This window comes from Planktothrix agardhii (assembly GCF_904830935.1).
GTDB classification, from domain to species: domain Bacteria; phylum Cyanobacteriota; class Cyanobacteriia; order Cyanobacteriales; family Microcoleaceae; genus Planktothrix; species Planktothrix agardhii.
Window position 1 is genome coordinate 2,464,646 of record NZ_LR882952.1, and the last position, 21,221, is coordinate 2,485,866.

25 protein-coding genes are annotated in these 21,221 nt (G+C 38.6%); 10 read left to right on the plus strand and 15 right to left on the minus strand.

Going from position 1 to position 21,221, the window contains the following annotated elements; genetic code table 11:
- Window position 1: 1 nt before the first annotated feature.
- Both NMG88_RS11495 and NMG88_RS11500 read right to left on the minus strand, forming a co-directional pair.
- A complete protein-coding gene (locus tag NMG88_RS11495) occupies window positions 2-889 on the minus strand; it encodes an alpha/beta fold hydrolase (RefSeq protein ID WP_043937882.1) in 888 nt (295 codons plus the stop codon).
- Window positions 890-1,165: 276 nt separating this feature from the next.
- A complete protein-coding gene (locus NMG88_RS11500; RefSeq protein ID WP_026788361.1) occupies window positions 1,166-1,459 on the minus strand; it encodes an HU family DNA-binding protein in 294 nt (97 codons plus the stop codon).
- 257 nt (window positions 1,460-1,716) lie between these two features.
- Between NMG88_RS11500 and NMG88_RS11505 the strand changes: the two genes are divergently transcribed.
- The 3 genes from NMG88_RS11505 (at window position 1,717) to NMG88_RS11520 (ending at window position 3,474) form a co-directional block, all read left to right on the plus strand.
- Entirely contained in the window at window positions 1,717-2,283 is a 567-nt protein-coding gene (locus NMG88_RS11505; protein WP_027249805.1) for a pentapeptide repeat-containing protein, read from the plus strand.
- A gap of 258 nt (window positions 2,284-2,541) precedes the next feature.
- Window positions 2,542-3,066, plus strand: a complete 525-nt coding sequence (locus tag NMG88_RS11515) for a hypothetical protein (protein ID WP_254035430.1) — start codon at window positions 2,542-2,544, stop codon at window positions 3,064-3,066.
- A gap of 120 nt (window positions 3,067-3,186) precedes the next feature.
- On the plus strand, window positions 3,187-3,474 hold the full coding sequence (locus NMG88_RS11520) for a hypothetical protein (protein ID WP_042155186.1): 288 nt from the start codon (window positions 3,187-3,189) through the stop codon (window positions 3,472-3,474).
- 115 nt (window positions 3,475-3,589) lie between these two features.
- On the opposite strand, the gene NMG88_RS11525 is transcribed toward NMG88_RS11520, so the two are convergent.
- On the minus strand, window positions 3,590-4,612 hold the full coding sequence (locus NMG88_RS11525; RefSeq protein WP_227350914.1) for a Gfo/Idh/MocA family protein: 1,023 nt from the start codon (window positions 4,610-4,612) through the stop codon (window positions 3,590-3,592).
- A gap of 231 nt (window positions 4,613-4,843) precedes the next feature.
- On the opposite strand from NMG88_RS11525, the gene NMG88_RS11530 reads away from it, so the two are divergent.
- The 4 genes from NMG88_RS11530 to NMG88_RS11545 all read left to right on the plus strand — a co-directional run bounded on the left by NMG88_RS11530 (window position 4,844) and on the right by NMG88_RS11545 (window position 8,456).
- On the plus strand, window positions 4,844-5,149 hold the full coding sequence (locus tag NMG88_RS11530) for a ferredoxin (RefSeq protein WP_227350913.1): 306 nt from the start codon (window positions 4,844-4,846) through the stop codon (window positions 5,147-5,149).
- Window positions 5,150-5,448: 299 nt separating this feature from the next.
- A complete protein-coding gene (locus tag NMG88_RS11535) occupies window positions 5,449-5,745 on the plus strand; it encodes a ferredoxin (RefSeq protein WP_042155180.1) in 297 nt (98 codons plus the stop codon).
- A 347-nt stretch (window positions 5,746-6,092) separates the two neighbouring features.
- Entirely contained in the window at window positions 6,093-6,503 is a 411-nt protein-coding gene (locus NMG88_RS11540; RefSeq protein ID WP_026795018.1) for an Npun_F0494 family protein, read from the plus strand.
- Window positions 6,504-6,662: 159 nt separating this feature from the next.
- Window positions 6,663-8,456: an N-acetylmuramoyl-L-alanine amidase family protein gene (locus NMG88_RS11545; RefSeq protein WP_254035812.1), complete on the plus strand. Its 1,794-nt coding sequence runs from the start codon at window positions 6,663-6,665 to the stop codon at window positions 8,454-8,456.
- Window positions 8,457-8,556: 100 nt separating this feature from the next.
- Here NMG88_RS11545 and NMG88_RS11550 read toward each other — a convergent pair whose 3' ends face one another.
- The gene (locus NMG88_RS11550) at window positions 8,557-10,005 is read right to left on the minus strand and encodes a RecQ family ATP-dependent DNA helicase (protein ID WP_027249813.1); all 1,449 of its coding nucleotides are present in this window, start codon (window positions 10,003-10,005) and stop codon (window positions 8,557-8,559) included.
- Between the two features lie 150 nt (window positions 10,006-10,155).
- On the opposite strand from NMG88_RS11550, the gene NMG88_RS11555 reads away from it, so the two are divergent.
- On the plus strand, window positions 10,156-11,019 hold the full coding sequence (locus NMG88_RS11555) for an alpha/beta fold hydrolase (RefSeq protein WP_026788214.1): 864 nt from the start codon (window positions 10,156-10,158) through the stop codon (window positions 11,017-11,019).
- A gap of 25 nt (window positions 11,020-11,044) precedes the next feature.
- A complete protein-coding gene (locus tag NMG88_RS11560) occupies window positions 11,045-11,776 on the plus strand; it encodes a glycerophosphodiester phosphodiesterase (protein WP_026788215.1) in 732 nt (243 codons plus the stop codon).
- Between the two features lie 8 nt (window positions 11,777-11,784).
- Here NMG88_RS11560 and NMG88_RS11565 read toward each other — a convergent pair whose 3' ends face one another.
- From NMG88_RS11565 to NMG88_RS11605, 9 genes are all read right to left on the minus strand, one after another.
- Entirely contained in the window at window positions 11,785-12,570 is a 786-nt protein-coding gene (locus NMG88_RS11565; protein ID WP_026795023.1) for a hypothetical protein, read from the minus strand.
- Entirely contained in the window at window positions 12,567-12,956 is a 390-nt protein-coding gene (locus NMG88_RS11570) for a DUF1622 domain-containing protein (RefSeq protein WP_042155175.1), read from the minus strand. The genes NMG88_RS11565 and NMG88_RS11570 overlap by 4 nt, the downstream gene beginning before the upstream one ends.
- 18 nt (window positions 12,957-12,974) lie before the next feature.
- Window positions 12,975-14,075, minus strand: a complete 1,101-nt coding sequence (gene hrcA / locus NMG88_RS11575) for a heat-inducible transcriptional repressor HrcA (RefSeq protein ID WP_026795024.1) — start codon at window positions 14,073-14,075, stop codon at window positions 12,975-12,977.
- 181 nt (window positions 14,076-14,256) lie between these two features.
- Window positions 14,257-14,613 carry a cytochrome c6 PetJ gene (petJ, locus tag NMG88_RS11580; RefSeq protein WP_042155173.1) on the minus strand — a complete coding sequence of 119 codons (357 nt, stop codon included), beginning with the start codon at window positions 14,611-14,613 and terminating at the stop codon, window positions 14,257-14,259.
- A 99-nt stretch (window positions 14,614-14,712) separates the two neighbouring features.
- Window positions 14,713-15,861 carry an O-fucosyltransferase family protein gene (locus NMG88_RS11585; RefSeq protein ID WP_227350910.1) on the minus strand — a complete coding sequence of 383 codons (1,149 nt, stop codon included), beginning with the start codon at window positions 15,859-15,861 and terminating at the stop codon, window positions 14,713-14,715.
- 11 nt (window positions 15,862-15,872) lie between these two features.
- Window positions 15,873-16,091: a DUF2283 domain-containing protein gene (locus NMG88_RS11590; protein WP_233423078.1), complete on the minus strand. Its 219-nt coding sequence runs from the start codon at window positions 16,089-16,091 to the stop codon at window positions 15,873-15,875.
- Complete coding sequence (locus NMG88_RS11595) at window positions 16,078-16,374, minus strand: hypothetical protein (RefSeq protein WP_026788222.1); 297 nt, start codon at window positions 16,372-16,374, stop codon at window positions 16,078-16,080. The genes NMG88_RS11590 and NMG88_RS11595 overlap by 14 nt, the downstream gene beginning before the upstream one ends.
- Before the next feature lie 141 nt (window positions 16,375-16,515).
- Entirely contained in the window at window positions 16,516-17,580 is a 1,065-nt protein-coding gene (locus NMG88_RS11600; RefSeq protein ID WP_042155167.1) for a branched-chain amino acid aminotransferase, read from the minus strand.
- 152 nt (window positions 17,581-17,732) lie between these two features.
- Window positions 17,733-17,900 (minus strand): YqaE/Pmp3 family membrane protein, encoded by a 168-nt coding sequence (locus tag NMG88_RS11605; RefSeq protein ID WP_036831247.1) that lies wholly within the window; start codon window positions 17,898-17,900, stop codon window positions 17,733-17,735.
- An 87-nt stretch (window positions 17,901-17,987) separates the two neighbouring features.
- Here NMG88_RS11605 and NMG88_RS11610 point away from each other — a divergent pair, with 87 nt between their 5' ends.
- Window positions 17,988-18,380, plus strand: coding sequence for a hypothetical protein (locus tag NMG88_RS11610; protein ID WP_026788224.1), 393 nt, complete (start codon window positions 17,988-17,990; stop codon window positions 18,378-18,380).
- Here the strand turns inward: NMG88_RS11610 and NMG88_RS11615 are convergent.
- Window positions 18,377-19,372, minus strand: coding sequence for a pentapeptide repeat-containing protein (locus tag NMG88_RS11615; RefSeq protein ID WP_042155166.1), 996 nt, complete (start codon window positions 19,370-19,372; stop codon window positions 18,377-18,379). The two genes, NMG88_RS11610 and NMG88_RS11615, sit on opposite strands and share 4 nt — an antisense overlap.
- A 6-nt stretch (window positions 19,373-19,378) precedes the next feature.
- Window positions 19,379-21,016: a hypothetical protein gene (locus NMG88_RS11620; RefSeq protein WP_052369626.1), complete on the minus strand. Its 1,638-nt coding sequence runs from the start codon at window positions 21,014-21,016 to the stop codon at window positions 19,379-19,381.
- Window positions 21,017-21,221 lie beyond the last annotated feature (205 nt).

Below are 21,221 nucleotides of genomic sequence, written 5' to 3' on the forward strand. Positions count from 1 at the left end.
ATTAATGGTCAAGAAAATCATCTTCAATCTTTTTCCGAATACAACACTGATTCATAATAGTTTTGATATGATCAACAACAATATTAGTCTGTTCTAGCATAGCTAAATGCCCACAATTGTCAATTTCAATCACATTATTATCCCCCTGACGAAATAGCCAATGAAAACTGGCTAAATGGCGAACATATTGAGGCTCCATAATTAAATCTTGGCATCCCGCCAAAAAATAAACAGGTTGGCTAAGTTGGGAAACCACCTGGGGTAAACGATGAACTTCCGCTTCAGTAGTGGAATCTAATAACGCCCCTAATGCGGCTTCGGGATGGGCGATGACAAAATCAATTAACCTTTGGCGTCCCCAGCGTTGGGTGATGGGACAAGCCACTTGAGCACGGGTAAAGATTAAATCCAACAGAGGTAAATAACACAACCATCGGGGGCGGAATTTAACAATTTTTTCTCCCACGGAACGAAATTTATCAAATTCTTCCTTCAGGTAAATTCCTCCCCCAGCATTAATACAAATAACGCCTTTCACCTGTTTCGAGAGTTTATCTGCTGCTAAAAGCGCAATCGTCCCCCCCAGGGAATGACCCACTAACCAGGCATTTTTGATATTCAGGGTTTGTAATAGAATCCCTAAATCTTCGGCGTAGGAAATGGGGGTATAAATAGCGTGTGATGGGTTTCCCGCCAACAATTGAGAATTACCAAATCCCCGTAAATCGTAGGATAAACATTGATATTCGGGGGCTAACAGGTCGATTACGGGTTGCCAATAGTGACGACTCAGTAGCCACCCATGAATAAACACAAGTACATCACCCGATGAGGTTGGTGATGTCAATTCGTAACTATGTTTTACGCCATGGATATCGATAGTAGCCATAATCCTATCGTATCTTGAAATGTACTTTTTTCGTTAATCTACTATCCTCTCCGTTAAACCTATCCAAAACTATCTATCCATTTCTGTCACTCTCCGAGTGTTAAGATAACCGGATCAAGTTTGAGTCCCATTTTAACAATAATCCCACGCCAAAAAAATTAGTGTAGCGTGGGAAAAGTTATAAAAAATTGCAATAGCAAAAAAACGTCAAACCAAAACCGGAATAATCTCAGATTCTTCGTTGAAAATGAAAATAAGGACAATTCGACTCAGGGCTTAAGCCACTTCGTCAGAAACCCCTGAAACCAACTCTTTGAAGGCCTTACCTGCCGAGAACACCGGAACAGTGGTCGCCGGAATGGTCATGGGTGCACCCGTACTGGGGTTACGACCCTCACGGGCTTTACGTTCTCTGGCCTCAAATGACCCAAAACCCACCAAAGTCACCTTTTCCCCATCCGCCACCGCTTCCATGATGGACTCACAAATGGCTGAAACAATCAAATCCGCTTGTTTTTTAGTAACACCAGCTTTAATGGCTGTGGCTTGAACCAGTTGTTCTTTATTCATCTGATATGAACCTCATAAATTATGTGAGCAAGTCTGCAAATGCAGAAACGGCTGAACCATCCGTCTTTAACATTCTGATGCCTTCTGACAAAACACCAATTTACCACTTTTGTAGAGATTAGCATTGATTTGAGGGAGTTTTGACACTCTTACGAATAGAATTTGAGAGATTCAAAGCTTAAGTAGAAGGACGGGGCTTGATAGCCTATTTTTGGGTGACAATAGAATAATAAACCCTAGACTTGAAAAGATAAAATATGACGGCTGAAGAACTTTTAATGGCTTATGCCTCTGGAAAGCGGGATTTTCGGGATACAGACCTATTTCGGGCTGATTTTAATAATGCTGACTTGAGTGGGGCCAGTCTATTTCGATGTCACCTGTTTCGGGCTAACCTATTTCGGGCTAACTTGATTGGGGTGAATTTATACAATGCCGATCTCGTTGGTGCTAATCTCTACTGTGCTAATTTAAGTGGATCTAACCTCAGTGGGGCTAACCTGACCCGAGCGGATTTAACCGGGGCTGACCTGAGTGGAACGGACTTGAGTGGGGCGGACTTGAGTGGGGCAACTTTATCCTTGGCAAATTTGAGTTATGCTGATCTGAGTCGAGCCACTTTATTAAAAGTCGATTTGGTGGAAGCGAATTTGAATCATGGGAACCTCAAAGGAGCTAATTTGAAAGATGCTAATTTCAAGGATTCAACGGTTCAGGACGCTAATTTGACGGGTGCAATTAATATAAGTTTAGATTTACTCAGTTACCTGCAACAGCAAGGAGCAATTTTATCTAAATCGGAGCTTTCGGTGACTCAGTGCTAGACCCTTGAACGTGCGGACTTGGCCTCCGCACCCAGCCCCTCAAAATTGTGGCAATATTCGGTGTGGCTTTTTAATCCCCCAATGCTCTCTATCCAGTGATTTTGACATTGGAACCAACTCCCCATTTAGTCTTACATACCGAAGGTGGTAATCGCTATTTACCACTAATGGGTAAAAATTACTGGACATTTGGTCGCAGTGAGGACAATACTTTTAAAGTGTATAATATTAAATTAGAACTATTTTACCTGATTAATTATGAAACTTGTCACCGACATCAAAATTCCCTTCCCTCGTCCCCTGGTTTTTAGTACCTACAGAGACAATTTAATGGATGTGGTCAACTCATTACCCAATAAAAATGATGTTAAATTAGTCTCTCATCGAGTAGAAGCCGATACGGTTTATACTGTTTATGATTGGCAATCGGATGAAGATATCCCCGCACTGATTGAGAATATATTAAAACAGGATAAACTCCGTTGGACAGAATACGACACTTGGAATAATCAAGACTTTACCTTGGATTGGAAAATTAAAACCCAAGCCTTTACAGAAGCATTCCAATGTTCAGGGAAAAACACCTTTTTAGAAGATAAAAACCACACCCTAATTCAAACCAGAGGCGAAATTCAATTAGACCCGAATAAAATAGATGGAGTTCCCGATTTTCTCAAAACTCAATTAGCCAGTTTATTTGAACAAATTCTAGGAAGTAAACTCGAACCCAATTTAATAGATATGGGGAAAGGAGTACAAAAATACTTAGAAAAACACAAATGATAGGTCTAGGGTGGGTGAGTTTCTAGTAGTTTTTTGATCAGGATAACAGAATCACCCACTTTAGAAAAACAAAAATCAACCATAATGTGTCCACCTTCGGAGCACTTTCTAGTTCTTAGAATGCTTGGAGAATTGCAAGTTGTTAAGGGCGATCGCAGATACACAGATTACTCTATATCAAAAGCATTACCAGAAGGTAGACAAAATCAAGAAGCAAACTTTCCAATTTTTAATCAAGGTAAATGGGGGATTCTGGAATTATTATCACAACCTAATATAGCAAAAGTTGAAGGGCGCGATCGCCTTTTTGAAACTCAGGGTATCTGTATTATCCACTATTATGACTGTAATCGGTGCAATCAAGAACCCGATGAGATTGTGCAGGAGTTTATAGATATTTTGAGTTAGGGATAGACCTAAAAATAGCCCAAATTGGGGAGAGTTTTACAACATTAATGATTAAGTAGAGACGTTGGATGCAACGTCTCTACGCATGGTTTAGGGAACTTATGTAGCACCGATTTCAAGATTTCATATCAGAATGAATCTTGACAGTTTCCCCCGATAAACTCGACTGTCGCGCCGCCTCAGCAACTTTCAGGGTATATAAACTCGCTTCTGGAGTAACATAAAGCGGCTTTCCTTCATAGAGGTAATCTAAAACCATCTGGGTATCTTTAACAAATAATCCCCGACGAGGAGCTACCTCAATATTTTGAATAGTATCGTTTTGAATTAGTTGACCCTTTTCGGGAGTAAAAATTAAGGTTCCCTGTTCACCATAGAGGGTAAAAGTATTATCAGACTGCCAAAAAACTTCCCCTTTCCCATAAACAGACTCTCCGAGGATACCATTACTAAAAGTTAACCGAGCATTACATAAACAGGCTTTATAAAGATCCGGTTCAATATTCCAATATTGGGCTTGACAATTGACACTAGCTACCGTCCCAAATAAATCAGTAAATCTATGCAAACGGGACAAAGCCCCAGTCATGGGAAAACCAAATAAAGACGGCTGATATGTCCATTTAGGGGGGGTCGGATGTTGGGGGTTAATCGTGACATAACGGACATAGAAGACTTGACCAATAGCCGCCAGGGACGCTTTGATGGCATTGTGCAGTCCTCCCAAAAGTTCAAGATGTTCAACATGGAGAAGTTTATTTTTCTCTCGCGCCAGAGTAATTAAAGATTCTGCGTCATCGGGATCTAAACTCAGGGGATATTCAACAACAACGTGCTTACCATGTTCTAAAGCATAACGGGCAATCTTGCCATGATCTCGATTAACCGTAGAAATGATCACCAGATCAATATCTGGCCGTTCGACTAAATCAACCCAGGATGCAGATACCGTCACATCAAATTCTTGACTAAAGGCAATGGTGGAGGCCGGGGTATTACCTGTAACGGCCACAAGCTGCGATCGCGGATCAGCAATTAAAGCCGCCGCCCGCATTTTTGCCACATATCCAGTACCAACGATGCCCACTTGCAGGGGATGGGAAGCCTTACCAACAGAAAAAAATAAAGATTGAGTCATGATAACAGAGTTAGGGACAAGGGAACTAGATATAAGTAATCAAGATGTAATTAGAAAAATTTATAATAAATCCCATTCTAAATCTAGGTTGACAAGGTTTTACAACTTCCGCTTTTTCTCCTAATATCGAGAGGTGAAAAAAATCTGTGATGCAAGCAAAAGCCCATTAATGCTTTTGGTTTGTATAAGGGATTTTTATATTTTTATCGAAATTAACGAGAGGAACACTACATGGCTACTTATAAAGTCACATTGAAAAATCCCGACGATGGCAGCGAGAAAACCATTGAAGTCGCTGATGATGTCTATATTTTGGATGCCGCGGTAGACGAAGCAGGTATGGATCTGCCCTATTCCTGCCGTGCAGGTTCTTGCTCATCCTGTGCAGCTAAAATTGAGTCCGGTACAGTCAACCAAGACGATCAGAATTTCTTAGAGGATGAGCAACTCGAAGCAGGATACGTTTTGACGTGCGTGGCTTACCCCACTTCTGATCTTGTGATCCTGACTCACCAAGAAGAAGAAATGACAGCCTAGTCATTGGCGTGTCTGTTCAAAGTTCAACGGTGATGGGTATTATCGGCGTTAGTCTTTGAATTCATAAAGGATTGACGGGCTGAAGTTGGGTTTTTAGAAATTAAGAGTTTAGTTACTTCAATACCCTGACTTCACCTGTTAATCTGACCCCCAACCCGCCTTAAAATTTACAAAGTTGGCTTTTTTTCGTACTGTCTAAAGAGAAAAAAATTCCACGATGTCAACAAATCCTAATCAAGATTTTGCTTGCTGTCGGGGATTTTTAGAGTTTTTATCAAAATTCGTGAGAGGATCACTACATGGCTACTTACAAAGTCACACTGATAAGTAAAGAAGGCGACGAAAATACGATTGAAGTCCCTGATGATGAGTTCATTTTAGATATAGCAGAAGAATCCGGACTAGAACTACCATCTTCTTGTCGTGCTGGTGCTTGTTCTACCTGTGCAGGTAAAATAGTATCCGGTACGGTTAACCAATCGGCTCAGGCTTTCTTAAATGATAACCAAATTAAAGAAGGATATGTCTTAACCTGTGTAGCTTACCCCACTTCCGATTGTGTAATTGAGACGGATAAAGAGGAAGATTTATATTAATTTGTTCTGGATTTAAAGTTCAACCTTATTGATTCCATCGCCACTAAATCCTTGGGTGGTTAGTGGTGGTGGTGATTTTTTTAGAGTTTTTATCAAAAATGGGAGTAAGAAGACCCGCACTAACGCTTCGCTGATTGTGTCGGGAGGATGTCAACTTTTATTCCTGACCTGGAATCTATAGCCATGATCAGGCGTTGCTCTTATGTCAGGTGACTGAGGATGAATGGGTGGCTTGGGTTCCCGACCACGGTGAGATGGTATTATATCGCCATCAATTCTTTCGCTCTTAACCCTTGAGATGGGATACAGTAACAAAAAGAACGTCAAAATTATCCCATACGAGCGTTATGACCGTTTTGGAATCTCCTGGTAAGTCTTCAATTCAATATTCTGAACGCACCTTAAAACGGGCTGAACGGGCGATCCGGTGTTCTCCCTTTCAACTGCTACTGTTCACCACGATCCGGTTTAACAGTGTCAGTCTGACTGGAATTGCCGGGGAGTCTGGAGTCAATTCTACCTATACCCGCATCGCCCTAACCGAACTAGCCGCAGAAAATACCCTATTATGGCTGATTCAGGTGGGGGTGCTGCGTCGAGAAGTTGATGGTCAGGGGATTACAGATAGTTTTCGCCTCACTCCCCTGGGTCGGCAATTAATCGACCAATGGGAAAGTGAAAATCAAGGCATCCCCCAGCCTTCTTTGTGCGATCGCTCTATCAACACTCTCAATCGTTGGTTGCGATTTGCCTTTTGAAAAAACAAAAACAGGGGTATGCTTTAAAACAGCACACTAAAGCCAGATAGAATTAAATCCTATCTGACTTGTGGGGTCAGAAAAATTAGACCCCCCTAAGTGGATTAAAATTTAGGATTGATGGATCAAATGGCAGGAAGAAAGCCCGTGATTAGTAAAATGAAACAAATGCTAGGACTAACGACGCTAATCAGTATGGCTTTGGTATCTTCAACAGTGGCGGAACAACCTTTATATATTGCCTATCCGCCACCAGATCACAAAACAACATCTGATCGTATTTTTTTGATTGGAACAGCAACACCCGATGGAGAAGTCTCAATTAATGGTCAAGTAATTCCCCGAAGCCAAGCTGGTCACTTTGCACCCACATTTCCATTGCAACTTGGGGAAAACAATTTTATTCTACGCTACAAAGATCAAAAAATCAAACTTAATATTACTCGAATTGCGACGGAAGCAAATTCTTTAGATCCGGTCAGCTTTTTCAATGATTCATTGACTCCCTCCGAGAATCTGGCCATCCTTCCGGGGGAGTTAATTTGTTTTAGTGCGATCGCCCCGGAAAAATCAACGGTTTCTGTTGAATTAGCCGGACAAATTCTATCTTTATCTCCCCAGTCTCAGAGATTAGAATTACCCGATAACAAAGCGGTTTTAACCGGAACTAATCAACCCATAAAATCTGATACCTTAAAATATCAAGGATGTGGAAAAATTGCTGAGAATTTGTCATTTTCTGCTTCCCAAAACTCCTTGGATTTAGGTCAACCGAAATATCAATTAACCCTGAATAATCAAACCATTACCCAACTGGCAACGGGAAAAATTTCTGTTCTCTCTCCGATTCAATTTGAAGTAGCTGAAGTCATTGTAGATGAAGGGGTAGCCCGCACTGGCCCCAGTAGCGATCATTCCCGTTTAACTCCTTTACCCAAGGGAACCCGTGCCACGATTATCGGACGACAAGGAGATTATTTACGTCTTGATTATGGGGGGTGGATTAAAGCCAGTGAAACCCGGATCACCAGCGAGTCAGTTCCCCCTAATTCCGTAATTAGAAGTGCTAGTTCTCGTCAAGTTGGCGATTGGTTAGAGGTTTTTTTCCCCCTACAAGTACCAGTACCAATCACTGTTAAACAAGAGGATCAGAGTTTAACTTTAACCCTGCATAACACAACAGCAAAAACCGATACGATTCGGTTTAATGATAATCCCTTAATTTCGCGTATGGATTGGCAACCGATTTTATCTCCCCTCGGAGAATCACAAAATGCGGTGCAATATACATTTCATTTTAAAACCAAACAACAATGGGGTTATAAACTCCGTTATGAGGGTACAACTTTAGTTTTATCTCTGAAAAATCCCCCCCAACTCCAATCGAATTTACCCTTATCGGGGTTAAAAATTTTAATTGATCCCGGTCATGGTAGCCCCAATGATTTAGGGTCAAAAGGGCCGACGGGATATCCTGAAAAAGATGTTAATTTAGTGGTTTCTAAACTATTAGAAGCCGAACTAATTAAACGCGGTGCATCGGTATTTATGACCCGCAACGGTGATGAAGATTTGTACCCTCAAGATCGGGTGAAAATGATTAATCAACAGGAACCAGATCTATCAATTTCTATTCATTATAACGCCTTACCCGATAATGGAAATGCCATCAAAACAAAAGGGCTTAGTACCTTTTGGTATAACCCTCAAGCCCACGATTTAGCTGTGTTTTTACATGAATATTTAGTTAACAAACTTGACCGTCCTTCCTATGGCGTATTTTGGAATAATTTAGCCTTAACTCGTCCGACCGTTGCCCCATCTTTGTTATTAGAATTAGGATTTATGATTAATCCCGAAGAATTTGAATGGATTGTTAACCCCCAAGAACAACAAAAACTAGCAATAACCTTAGCGGATGGTATATTAGAATGGGTCATAAAAACTCAATAGCAAGGAATACAAAATAGGAAAGTGGCGTTGCTGAATTAGGGTATGATTAATCTGCGACAGCTACGCCATCGCAGATTAAGATATTGATTATTTATGATAATTAACGAGAAGATTTGCACCGATCACAATGACCACAGCGTTTAAACTGATTATCTAGGTTGAACCCAAAAGATTGTAATAAAAATTTCCATCGACAATCACGGGTTTTTAAGTATTGATTCATTTGTTGAATGGCTTTACTATTTTGATCTTGATTCAATTTTGCAGGTTTAGATAGAATTTCATAATCAAAGGGATTATGCCAGATTAATCGTCCTTGGGCGTGTAAAATAGAAAGGGCGATCGCACTATTTTTAAATTGTTCAGATAGAGTTTCTATGTTTCCCGTTGCTGGAAGTTTTTTAATTAATTGATTTGCTGATTGATATTGTTTTTCTAGGTTTTCGATTAAATATTTTTGTCGTTGTTTATCTTCAGGATAGAAAAACCCCGTAAGTTCGCTAATAATAGTTAAGGCGATCGCAGGTTTCCCATCTCTCCCCGCCCGTCCCACTTCTTGAATATATTCAGACAATAAAAAAGGGGCTTGAAAATGGCATACCCATCTCACGTTACTCTTATTAATTCCCATACCAAAGGCACTACTACAAACTACAAATTTAATCTTTTCCTGTAACCAATCTTTTTCGATCTTTCGACGTTCTTCTGAACTCAACCCCGCATGATAAGCAACAGTTGAATAGTTTTCGGTTTGTAACCATTGGGCTAATTGTTCACAGTCTTTACGAGTCCTAGCATAAATCAAACCTGTCTGATTTTTTCGCGATTGAATAAATTGGATTAACTGTTGTTGTCGTCCTTTGGGAGTGCAAACTGTTTTAATATTTAATTCTAAATTAGATCGATAGGGACTCAATAGAAATTGCTGAGGTTTTTGCAGTTGTAAAACCTGTTTAATTGTGTCTTGAGCATCGGGATTGGCGGTTGCGGTAAAGGCTGCGATCGCTATTTTTGTTCCTTTTGGTTTAAGTTTTAATAATGTCGAACGAATAGCCCCTAAACGTCGATAAGCTGGGCGAAAAGTATCCCCCCATTGTACTAAACAATGAGCTTCATCTAAGATTAAACCATTGATTTGAACATGGGGTTGAGAAATCACACTCCAGACGGGAGAACTTAATAGAGTTTCGGGGGAAAGATAGAGAAGTCTTAATTGATTTTGTTGAACCAAACTTAAAGTTTTTCGTCGTTGTTGGGGCATTAATTGACTATGAATTAAGGCGGCGGGAAGTTGCAATTCTTGAAGTTCTTGCACCTGATTTTCCATTAATGCCACTAAAGGAGATATAATTAAAGTTAATCCAGTTTGTAATAGTGCTGGAAGTTGAAAACAGATGGATTTTCCGCCTCCGGTTGGCATGACAATTAAAGCATCTTTTTTATCTAATAAGCTCTTAATAATTTCCCCTTGGGGCGGTCGAAAATCATCATAACCCCAAATTTTCTTAAAAGAGGCTTTAACCTGTTGCCAGTCTGTAGATGCTTCCATAACACATTTCCAAATTTGACTTAAGTTCGTTGTTGCGCTTCAGCGCAAGGAGGAGCTAAATATAAGAAACCCCGTTGTTGCGCTTCAGCGCAAGGAGGGGCTAAAGCCCAACAACGTTTTATATGTCTAGTTATTTTAAGAGGATAAAACATGAGTTGTGTTAGAAAAACCCTATCGTTATCAAAAATTAATCTATCTTATTTAGAATGGGATTCTGGGATTAATAATTCCTCAGACACCAATATTTTATTATTACATGGGTTAGCAGATCAGGGGTTAGTCTGGAAACAATTAGGGGAAAAATTAAGCGATCGCTATCATATTATAGCACCGGATATGCGCGGACACGGAGAAAGTAGTAAACCCAATCACGGATATACTTTTACCGAAGTTATTGAAGATTTAGAAGCCTTAATGGAGCATCTAAACTGGTCAAAAGCCCATATTTTAGGGCATTCTTGGACGGGGAAAATGGCAGCAATTTGGGCTAAACAAAATCCCGAAAGGTTTAATAGTCTGATCTTAGTTGATCCGATTTTTATTATGAAACTTCCTGGTTTGTTTAAATTAACTTTACCAATTCTATATCGTCAGTTAGATTGCTTAAAATTAATTGGGCCATTTACGAGTTTTGAACAGGCGGAAGATCTGGCTAAACAATTAGCTCAATTTTCGGGATGGAGTGATTTACAACAGGAATTATTTATATCGGGAATGGAACAAAAAACCGATGGAAGTTGGGGAAGTAAATTTGGAATTGCTGCTAGAAATGAAATTTTTGAACAGGTGATGGAAGTTCCTGGTTTAACCGAAAATATTGATATTCCTACGTTATTAATTCAACCGGAAAAAGGCGTAAATCGCATGGACTGGCAATTAAAACCTTATAAACAGTATTTAACTCAGTTAGAAATTCAGCGTGTAGCGGGAAATCATTGGTCATTTTTAGTCGAAGCTGAAGGTTTTAATCAAACAGTTGAAAGGTTTTTAAATAGTCGAATTGTGGCAAACTAATTATAGTAAAAATAGAGGTAAAATTATGGATTTAGAAATTATTGCCCATCGAGGTTTTTCGGTGATGGCGCCTGAAAATACCCTAGTGGCGTTTAATGCTGCGTTGCAACAGGGGGCAAATTCCCTAGAATTTGATTTACAAATTTCTGCGGATGGAATTCCGGTTATTTTTCATGATCAAGAGTTAAACCGAATTACGGGAATATCGGGTAAAGTTTCTGAAAAAACTGTTGCAGAATTAAAAGAATTAGATGCGGGAGGGTGGTTTGCGGAAAGATTTGCCGGGGAAAGTATTCCGACATTGGAAGATGCGATCGCTACCTTTCAAGCGGTTAAAGATTTTTTATATTTTGATGTTAAACCCGATCATCAATGGTCAGAATTAGAAATCAAAAATTTAGGAGATTTTTTAATTAATAATAACTTGATTAAGAAGTCGATTATGACTTCATTTAATCAAGGATTTTTAGACCAAATTCGTGGTTATTGTCCAGAAATCACCTTGGGATATTTTTTAATTGATTTTAAGCAATTTGAACAACAATTACAAACAGCTATTAATCAAGGAAATGCTATTTTAACCATAGATTATCCTGTGGTTTTAGAGCATCCTGAAATAATTACCCAGAGTCGAAATCAGGGGGTAGATATTGTGGTTTGGACGGTGGATGATTTAGAGGATTTTAAAAAGTTAGTTAATCTGGGAGTAAAACGGATTATTACAAATTCATTAATTGGTAACATTCAAGTTAATTAAAGTTGACTTTAAATTCCAGTTACTACTTCCCAAAAATAGGTTTTAAAAGTTGTTAAATCAACAGTAATTTGCATTTCCTGTCCCCAAGTATAAACATTAAAATGAATCAAATTACTGTTTTGATTAATCTGTATTTCACCTAATAAAGCTACCCAATGATTCGGATAGGGAAAAACGGGCGGTTGATTTAGGAGTAAACCGGAATCATTAATTAAGGCGAAGGCAACACCACCGGATTTAATCATCTGATTTGCGGTTTCAATTGCTTCTAAATCCCCAAATAAGTAAGCATTTCTATAATTAACGGTTTGATAACCTAAAATTTCTTTAATCCATCCTGCCATCTCCCAAGGTTTAGTCATTCCGGCTAAGTTTCTTAACAGTTGAGGTGCATTAGGATCTACAGAAAAAATAATATTTTCCGACTCTCTGAGGGTGGATAATACCATCCAGTCTATTTGAGAAATTTCTAAATTTAAAGGACTTTCTGATAACCATTGAGGCGGAGAAATCCAGCGATTATTTTGGGTATGAAATCCTCCAATTTGGAACAAATTACGGCAGATTTGAATATAGGCAAGGGGATTTTTTCTAATTAGTTCAAAAACAATTGCTGCTGGGCCGCAAAATGGTTGAGTGCCTTGATTAATATTAAAAGGATTAACCAGATGTGATCGCAATTCTGCAATAATTTGTTGTTGATCTAATCCCGTCCAAACCCCCGATATTTTTGAATTTTCAAACTCAGTAATTGCTATTTCTGCTTGTCTTAAAATGTCAGAATTTGCTGTCATATTCTATGATTTAGAGAAGATTGCTCCTTTAATTTATTCTGAAAGTTGGTTTCCATTTCTAATTCTTTATTCAAGAAATAGTTTAGAAATGTCCGAATTACAGCAATAGCAGCTAACTGACCTAAAGCAATAAAAGAGGGTGTAACGGTTGTGAACAGAATATCCGCACCTAATTGAAATTCCAAGGCTAAAGCTAACCAACTGCCAAAATTAAGCCGTAATTCTATAAACGGAAAAATTTGCCGACGACGGAAACTTGCCAGGGCAATTTTTAAGGTACTAATTAATCCCAATAATATACAAAAAGCCGAAATTGCTTCTAAGCAAAATCCTAGAAGATGAACAAAGGAAGATAAACTATGTTTTAAGGTTTCTAAACCGATCATAAATCCAATAATTAAGGATTAACTAAGTGCCTCAGATAAATAATCGGCGGCGGCTTCAACCACGGCGATCGCATTTTCATACATCATCCGAGTCGGGCCTAAAATTCCCACACTTCCGACCGGAATATTATCCCGTCGATAGGGTGCAGAAACCAAGGTACAGCCTTGAATCGGTTCTAAAGGATTTTCCGACCCAATGCGAACCGTAACCCGTTGTTCTTGTTTAGGATTAGGAAAAATTAACGGCCATAATTGTTCCTGTTCTTCTTCCAATAAGTGCATCAAAGTTTTCACCTGTTGCAATTGAGAAAATTCAGGTAAATGTAGAACCTCAGCAATACCACTAATTAGAATGCGGGTATATTCTGGAGTTTGGCTGCGAAAACTTAAATCCGTTAATAACTTCCTTAAAAAGTCAGAATAGCACTGAAATTCTCGATCCAATTCACTCCAATCTAAAATCGAAAGTTCAGAAATAGATTTACCTCTGAGTTGAGCATTTAAAAAATTAGAAAGTAGTTGTAATTCCTGTTCCAAAACCTCTTGATCTTCGGGTAAAAGATTAACTCCCATAGCCTGAGAATCCGAGGGAGAATTGGCTGGAGATAAATCAATTAAACTGGACTGAGTTTGATAGGAGTCTGTCACCACAACTAACATAATTTTCCCAGGTTCTATAGAAACCAAATGCAAATGTCGTAACCGGGTAGTGACGGTTTTCGGGAGTGTAACTAAGGTAATATAACCACTCAAAGTTGATAAAATTTGTGACGCCCCCCGCAAAACCGCTTCTAAACTACAGTTTTTTAAATTGAGTTGTTCGCGTAACAATTGCAGCGCCTCATCCGCAAAAGTTTCTGAGGGGGTAATCAGTTTATCAACATAAATCCGATACCCTGAGTCGGAGGGGATACGTCCGGCGGAGGTATGGGGCTGATACAGGAGTCCAGCCCGTTCCAAGACCCCCATGCCATTACGAATAGTGGCGGGACTGACTTTGAGGTTGTATTCTTCCACCAAAGCCTTAGAGCCCACGGGTTCGGCCGTCGCAATATAGTGACGAATCGTTGCCCAGAGAATATGATGATGTCGCTCTGTCAAATGAACTTGTGTAAACATTGAATTTTTCTATACAGATTTGACTGATGGAAGTACGGTATGGAATCAGGCAACTCCGAGATTTCCAGAATTTCGTGACTCACAAGATTTTTAGCAGAGTTTTGATATCCAAGATAGCAGATATTTGAATTAAACTGGGAAATTTAATCCAATAATATTATGAATTATGATCTAAGGAAATTTATTGTAATGGCGACCATGCCTTTTCAGCTTGTTCAGCAACATAGGCAGCAACGGTGGTAATTTCTCTAGCCGTTAATCGACTTTTAAAATTAGGCATGGCATTTTTACCATTGGTAACTTGATTAATAATTGCAGCCAGAGGATTTTCTTCATATCCTTTTAAGTATTTAGTTAACGCTTTTTTTTTTAGAGTTTTATTAGCAACTATAACGTTATTTCCGTTAATATGGCAAGCTGCACAGGAGTTAGAAAAAATGGTAGACCCACTTAAAACTCCTTCTGCTAATGCGGGTTCGCGCAAAAGGAATGTTAATAATAGAAAACTTAAAATAAGGACTGATAATAGCTTTTTCAATGGAGTCTCCTTGAATCAAAAATAGTGAATAAGAAGATTTTACTCTTTAAGTTGTGCAAATAGACAACCATTCCCCTTAACGAGTTGCCTTTCAGTATCCTAGAGGGTTAAACACACGGATTCTGGCCATTCTCGACACCAGGATTTCATTTCTGTGACGACGGGGAGATGAATACGATTCCAACTAAAAAAACCAGGATTAATTTCTGCATAGGAACCTTGATGAAACTGGACTTCTCCAGGGGATAAACCACTTTCTACAAATTTAAAGGTTAATTGAGAGGGGTTAAGTTGCTTTTTGATTTGGTTTCTAAACCAGTTTCTATGGATAATTCCGGTATAGGTACTGCGAAAACTACCCGCAAATTGCTGACAATTCCATATCACTAAATTACAAATTAATCCCAGGGTTTGTTCATCGGTAAAAGGTAAATTTTTAAATTCTTTTTGAAAGTTTGCAATAATAAAGTGATCAATAAAAATAGCATTTTTATAGTATTTTAAAATTGGGTTAAAAAAATCCATATTCTCTGATTCATCGGTACAAATTAATAAAAGTTCTTCCGGTGGAAAAATTTCTTTTAGGGTTTTTAAGATTAAATAGGGATGGTCGGCTTCTCGATGGGGAATCCAGTTGCGATAGTCTGTCAGACGAATATGAATCCCATTATATTGTCCGAGGGTTTGAGAGATTTTATCGGCTAAATTCTGATAAATGGGTTTAAATTTAATCGCTTCCATCAGGGAATAGAACGTCGGGGAAGGCAGATAAAAAAAGCGAGAATAATAGGCCAAATTACAGGCACTAAATTCTAAAATATCCTGTTCAACGTCCTGTACAATGATTCGATTTTCGGCAAAATCCGATAAAACCTTGGGGTCAATTATAATATTATTCGGAACAAAAACCGCATTAACTAATCTAACCTGACTTTGATAATGACTGAGATTTTTTCCTTGGGTTTCTGCTAAAAATTCCGAATAATTTAAAATAGGAATAGGAAGTTTGTCAACTAAATCTAAAATCGTTGGTAGTTGGTCAATATTAATAATATGTTTCCGACTTTCAGGAACCGATAAAAAATAGCCACCCCGCACAGGTAAAATGTTTTTATCCTCTCCCACGGAACCATAAAAGACTAACTTTCGTTGGGTTAAATAGGCTAATCCTACGGCTATTTCTAACCCCATTAAGTTATTATTTAAGCCGGATTCATAATCTTTGTATAACAGATAGCGTGAGGTCATGAAATTGAAAATTAAGAAACTTTAGCTGAAGAAAAATTTAATAGTTTTCCTTGGGCAGACTCCAAAATTACATCCCGGATAAAAGCACTTGCTTCAAGGATTTCTAGTCCAATTAATTCCCCATCTTCATTCAGTTCAGCCGTCATATTAGGGCTAATCTCAATACTTCCAGTTTCCGATTCATCTGAAAATTTCAAATGCAGAATATCTTCTTGTTCAAAATAAGTCATTTTTGTAGGATTCATAGATTACAAATCTCCCAGTTTTTAAACGAAATCGCACTTGTTGCCGAGTGGTTACATGAATCGTCACAGGCATGATTAAATCTGGATTTTCTTCATAAGGAATCAAAACCAAGTCATTGTTGTGTTTACCCACTACCACCAAACGGCTTGTAGCACTATCATAATACTTTTCTGCTGAAAATCTTAAAATTTCTTCAATTTGTTCAAGATCAAAACCTCTCAGTGTAGCTCGATACTGAATATAATCTGACCAGACAATTTTAACCATGAACTGATGCCCAAATCTATAGGTTTCATTCTTTTTCTTTCTGCTTCCTATTTTCTATTCCCTTCTATAAATCCGAAATTTAATATTAATCAAGGTTTCGGTAGGGTCTGTGTGGGGTGGGTTCAGACCCACCTTTTTCGGTTAAATTTTACAAATCCAATTATATGGATCGGGTGCTTTACCAGTTTTAATGGCTTCCAATTGTTCTAAAATAGATGGGGCATATTTGCGTTCAGAAATCGGAGGTAAAACTAAATCCCGTCCTTGATATCCAATTTTAGAAACCTGGGCAATAGTAGCCGCCGTTCCCATACCAAAAGCCTCTTGTAAAATCCCTTGGTCATGGGCTGCTGCCACTTCTTCGATAGAAATTAACCGTTCTTCCACTTCTACCCCTTGATCTCGGAATAACTTTAACACACTATCACGGGTAATTCCTTCTAAAATGGTTCCGGTTAATTGAGGTGTTACCACCACATTATTAATCACAAATGCTAAATTCATGGTTCCGCATTCTTCCACATATTTTTTGTGGACACCATCGAGCCAAATCACATTATCATAACCCAAGGCTTTAGCTTCTTTATCAGCTAATAAACTGGCGGCATAATTTCCAGCACATTTCGCCGCCCCGGTTCCCCCTTCACAGGCTCTAATATATTTATCCGTGACTATTAATTTAACTGGTTCAGAATAATAGGCTCCTACGGGACAACTCATAATAATAAAAGTATAGTGAGTTGAAGGTTTTAAACCAATAAATTCATCGTTGGCAAAATACAAAGGCCGAATATATAAACTTCCCTCGGATTCAGGAATCCAACCGGAATCTAAACGAATTAATTCCGTTAATCCTTCCATAAAAACTGATTCAGGAATCGGGGGCATACAAAGTCGATGAGCCGATTGATTAATCCGTCTAAAGTTAGCATCGGGTCTAAAGATTAAAGTTTCGACCGTGGCACTTTTATAAGCTTTCATCCCTTCAAAAACAGCCTGACCATAGTGCAGAACTGCCATGGCTGGAGCCATAGTTAAATTACCATAAGGGATAATTTTAAGGTCTTGCCAAGTCCCGTTATTGTAGGTAGCAATAAAAATATGGTCACTGAAGATTCGACCAAAGGGAATATTGTGTAAAGTTTCAGAAGAAAGACGGGAATCCTCTGTTTTTTGAATCAGAATTTTTTCAGTTAGTGTTTCCATTATGGCTTAGGTGGTCAGGGTTTTATGGTTTTTCATCAGAATAACATGAATAACTGATAACTGATAATCGGGATACTTGATAACTGATTAATAGAACTTCCTCCCATTTTTATAATGAGGATAAAAACAGGAGAAATTTAGGCAGACCTAGATTAATTTTGATCGTTTTTGGCAATTATCCAAACGGCGTGAATAATCCCAGGAATAAATCCCAGTAGGGTTAGGAGAATATTCAGCCAAAAAGCCCCCCCAAAACCAACGGTCAAAAAAACGCCCAAGGGCGGCAAAAACACAGCGGCAATTAAACGAATAATGTTCATATCACTGGATTAGAACTTCTCTATCTATTTTAGCAATTTTTTCAATTAGAATAGGGAAACCTCTGTCATATCTTAAATTTTATGTCCATGTTGTTCGATATTTTTCCCTTCCAATTCCATTTTGACCCCAAATTGATTGCCGGGGCAACCCTCTGGTCTTTAGCATTATATTGGGGATTTTCTCCCGTGGGTGAATGGGTCACCCATCAATTAAACCGTTGGTTTAATTATGCAGAAAGAATGTTATATACCTCGGAAGCTGAATATGAACGGACTCGCAAAAATCGAGAATCTCAAAATGCTTTTTATGCGTCTTTGTTTAGTATTGTTCCTTTTTTAATTATGGGATTTTTATGTAATTGGGGTATTGAGATAGGGTTAGATAAAAGTTGGTCAATTAGTGTGGGAATCATTGCTTGTATGAGTGGGGGAATTTATGAATTAGGGCGACAAGATGGCAAAAAAGGCATTAATTCTTAGTCATGAATTTCACCATTAGGCATCATTGCACCATGCAAAATTGCTCCGGCGGTATTAGCACTACTAATTTCTACACGAGTTAAATAGGTATAACTTAAATTCGCATTTCTTAAATTAGTTCGAGCAACGGAAGCATCGGTTAAATCCGCTTGAGTGAAATTGGCTCCATTCATATTAGTTCGGGTTAAATCGACACGAACTAAATTGGCTCGACTCAAATTGGCATTACTTAAATTAGCATTACTCAGTTGAGCGTCGGGGAGAATGGCATCACACAATTCTACCCCGGGTAATTGAGCATCAATTAAAATCGCCCGTTCTAATTTAACTTTTTTTAAATTCGCTCCAATTAAGTTAGCTTCGGTGAGATTTGCTTCGGTTAAAAATGCAGATTGTAAGTTGGCTTGACTTAAGTTCGCTTGACTTAAAATTGCTCCTTTTAAGACGGTTTCTGTTAAATTAGCTCCGCTTAAATTCGCCCGAGTTAAATCAGCCCCGGTCAAATTTACCCCTTGTAAATCGGTTCCTCGTAAATCAGCCCCGCGCAAATTCACGCTTTCATAAATTCTGGGTTCATAGCGCAGATTAGCCCCCCGTAAACAGGCTCCTCTCAGGTCAGCCCCTTGTAAATTTGCCCCTCTTAAATCCGCTTGAATCAGGTTCGCATCTAATAAGGTTGCTAAGGCTAAATTGGCTTTCCGAAAATCTGCTCCTTGTAAATTTGTGCCATGAAATTCGGCATCATTCAGGTTAGCACTACTTAAATTGGCTTTATTTAAAATAGCGCCATTAAACCTAACTCCCCTCAGATTAGCCCGGGAAAAATTAGCCCCATTCAAATAGGCTAAAACAAAGTTAGAGTCTTGCAAATCTGCACCACTTAAATTAGCACCAATTAAGTCCGCACGACTTAGTTCAGCACTCCTTAAATTAAGCCCTTTAAAATTTTTTTGTCCGGCTCGATACTGTTCGAGTAGTGTTTCCTCATCCATGATTAATTATCTTTGAGTTCCCGTATAGGTAAATTCTTGAACCCAAGCCATTGACTTACTACCAGGAGTTCGAGCGTAAACTTTAACCTTCTGAATCAATTGAATGTTCAAATCCAGCAATTTTTGACGGATAAATTGACTCATAGAGGCTTGATTTGGCACTTGATCTGACTCTAGTATAATGTGCAGACAGCCCTCTTTTGACTTGGTGAGAGTGTTAATTCCTTTCGGTTTCAGGGATTGACTAATCACCGTTGCGATCGCTTTTGCATGACCCTGCTTGGCCAGTTCTAACAATTGGCCATGGGTTAGTCGAGGTTCCAGGTGTTCTGGGTCTTCCTCCTCAACGGCTATTGTGGTCTTATGCTGGGATAATCGTTGCTGTTCTTCCACTTCCGATTGATGAATGACCCCCGCTAAATCTCCGACTTTAGCTTGCAGGACATGAATAAACCGTCTTAAAGATTTATATTTAATCTCTAATTGAATTTCAGGAGGATGATTTTTTAATTGTTGATTGAGGGCAAGTTCTAAATGTTTCAAAATAGTGGTTAATGGCACCAAGGTATCTGCTACACTGTTTCCAACAATCTGTTCAACTTCTTGCTCCAGAATGAGCTTTTTTCTGAGATCATCACTCATTTCTCCTGAGTCTGTGGGCGGGATATCAATATTACTAAAGGCGGTGGCGGAAGTAAAATCAGAAAAACTACTCTCGCTAATTGTCGTAAAATGTTGAGTTTTTGGTAAACCTAATCCCAAGTTCGGAGGATTAGGGGATAATAAATGCACGGTTTCACTTTCATTAATATCAATGGCATTATCAGTTAAAAAATGCTGCTGCAAAATTGAAGAACGGGGGGGGGTTGTATTCCCAGGAGAATGATTCAACCCCGAATCTGAACGGGATTTAGCTTTAGTTTCATAATAGGGGTTCAGGGCATCTAAAATCACCGTTACTGCTTGAATATTTTCGTCCGTATCTTCTAAATATTCTGCCATCTTATAAAGATGGGATTTTAGTCGATCTACGTTAGGAAAGGTTTGTAATAGTTCGTGAAGTAAATCATCGAGACTCTGATTTTTTAGTTGTGACCAATCTTCTTCTCGATAGTTAAATTCCCGTTCTAAACTCGAAAAAATTACCAGTTTTGCCCGTAAAGGATTGGTGTGTTGCATGATTTTAAATCGCACATCAAATAAATTCGATATGTTGCGAATCTGATGGGCGGGAACACCTTGACTAAAATAGGCTGAAGATAGAGAATTTAACTCCTCTGGACTAATTTTTATAGTTTCTGAAGCAGTAATTGATAGTTGATTTAGTTCGGGAATTTCTTCGACATCAGACTGAATATAAAATTGACTAATCTGAGCTTCAATCCTCTCTAAAACCAGATTGTATTCATTTTTTTTATTCAGACGAGATAGAATATTATTCAGAATAATTTTAAGCGGTTCAAATTGGGGATGTTTTTGATAAATATTTTGGAGTAAAACATTCAAATTAATACTATCTAGGACATGGGAATCATTCTCCCATTTTCCACTATAGGCACATAACAGAACTTTCTTAATCCGAGTGATATTCGGATCAGTTTCTAAATTTTGAGCAATCTCATTTAGACGGGATGGGGTCGGCATTTGGGTCTCCAATACAGAAAGTCAACACTATGAGAAGTGACTTAGGGGTATTCGGCACGAGGGTCTTGAAAATAACGGATTACATCCGGTTACAGGAATATTCAAAACAAAACACAAAATCCCTGATGATCCGCTCAAACACATTTTAATTCTAAAAACCAAAATTTATATTTTTGACTGACCATTTTTGATTCTCCCATCTTAG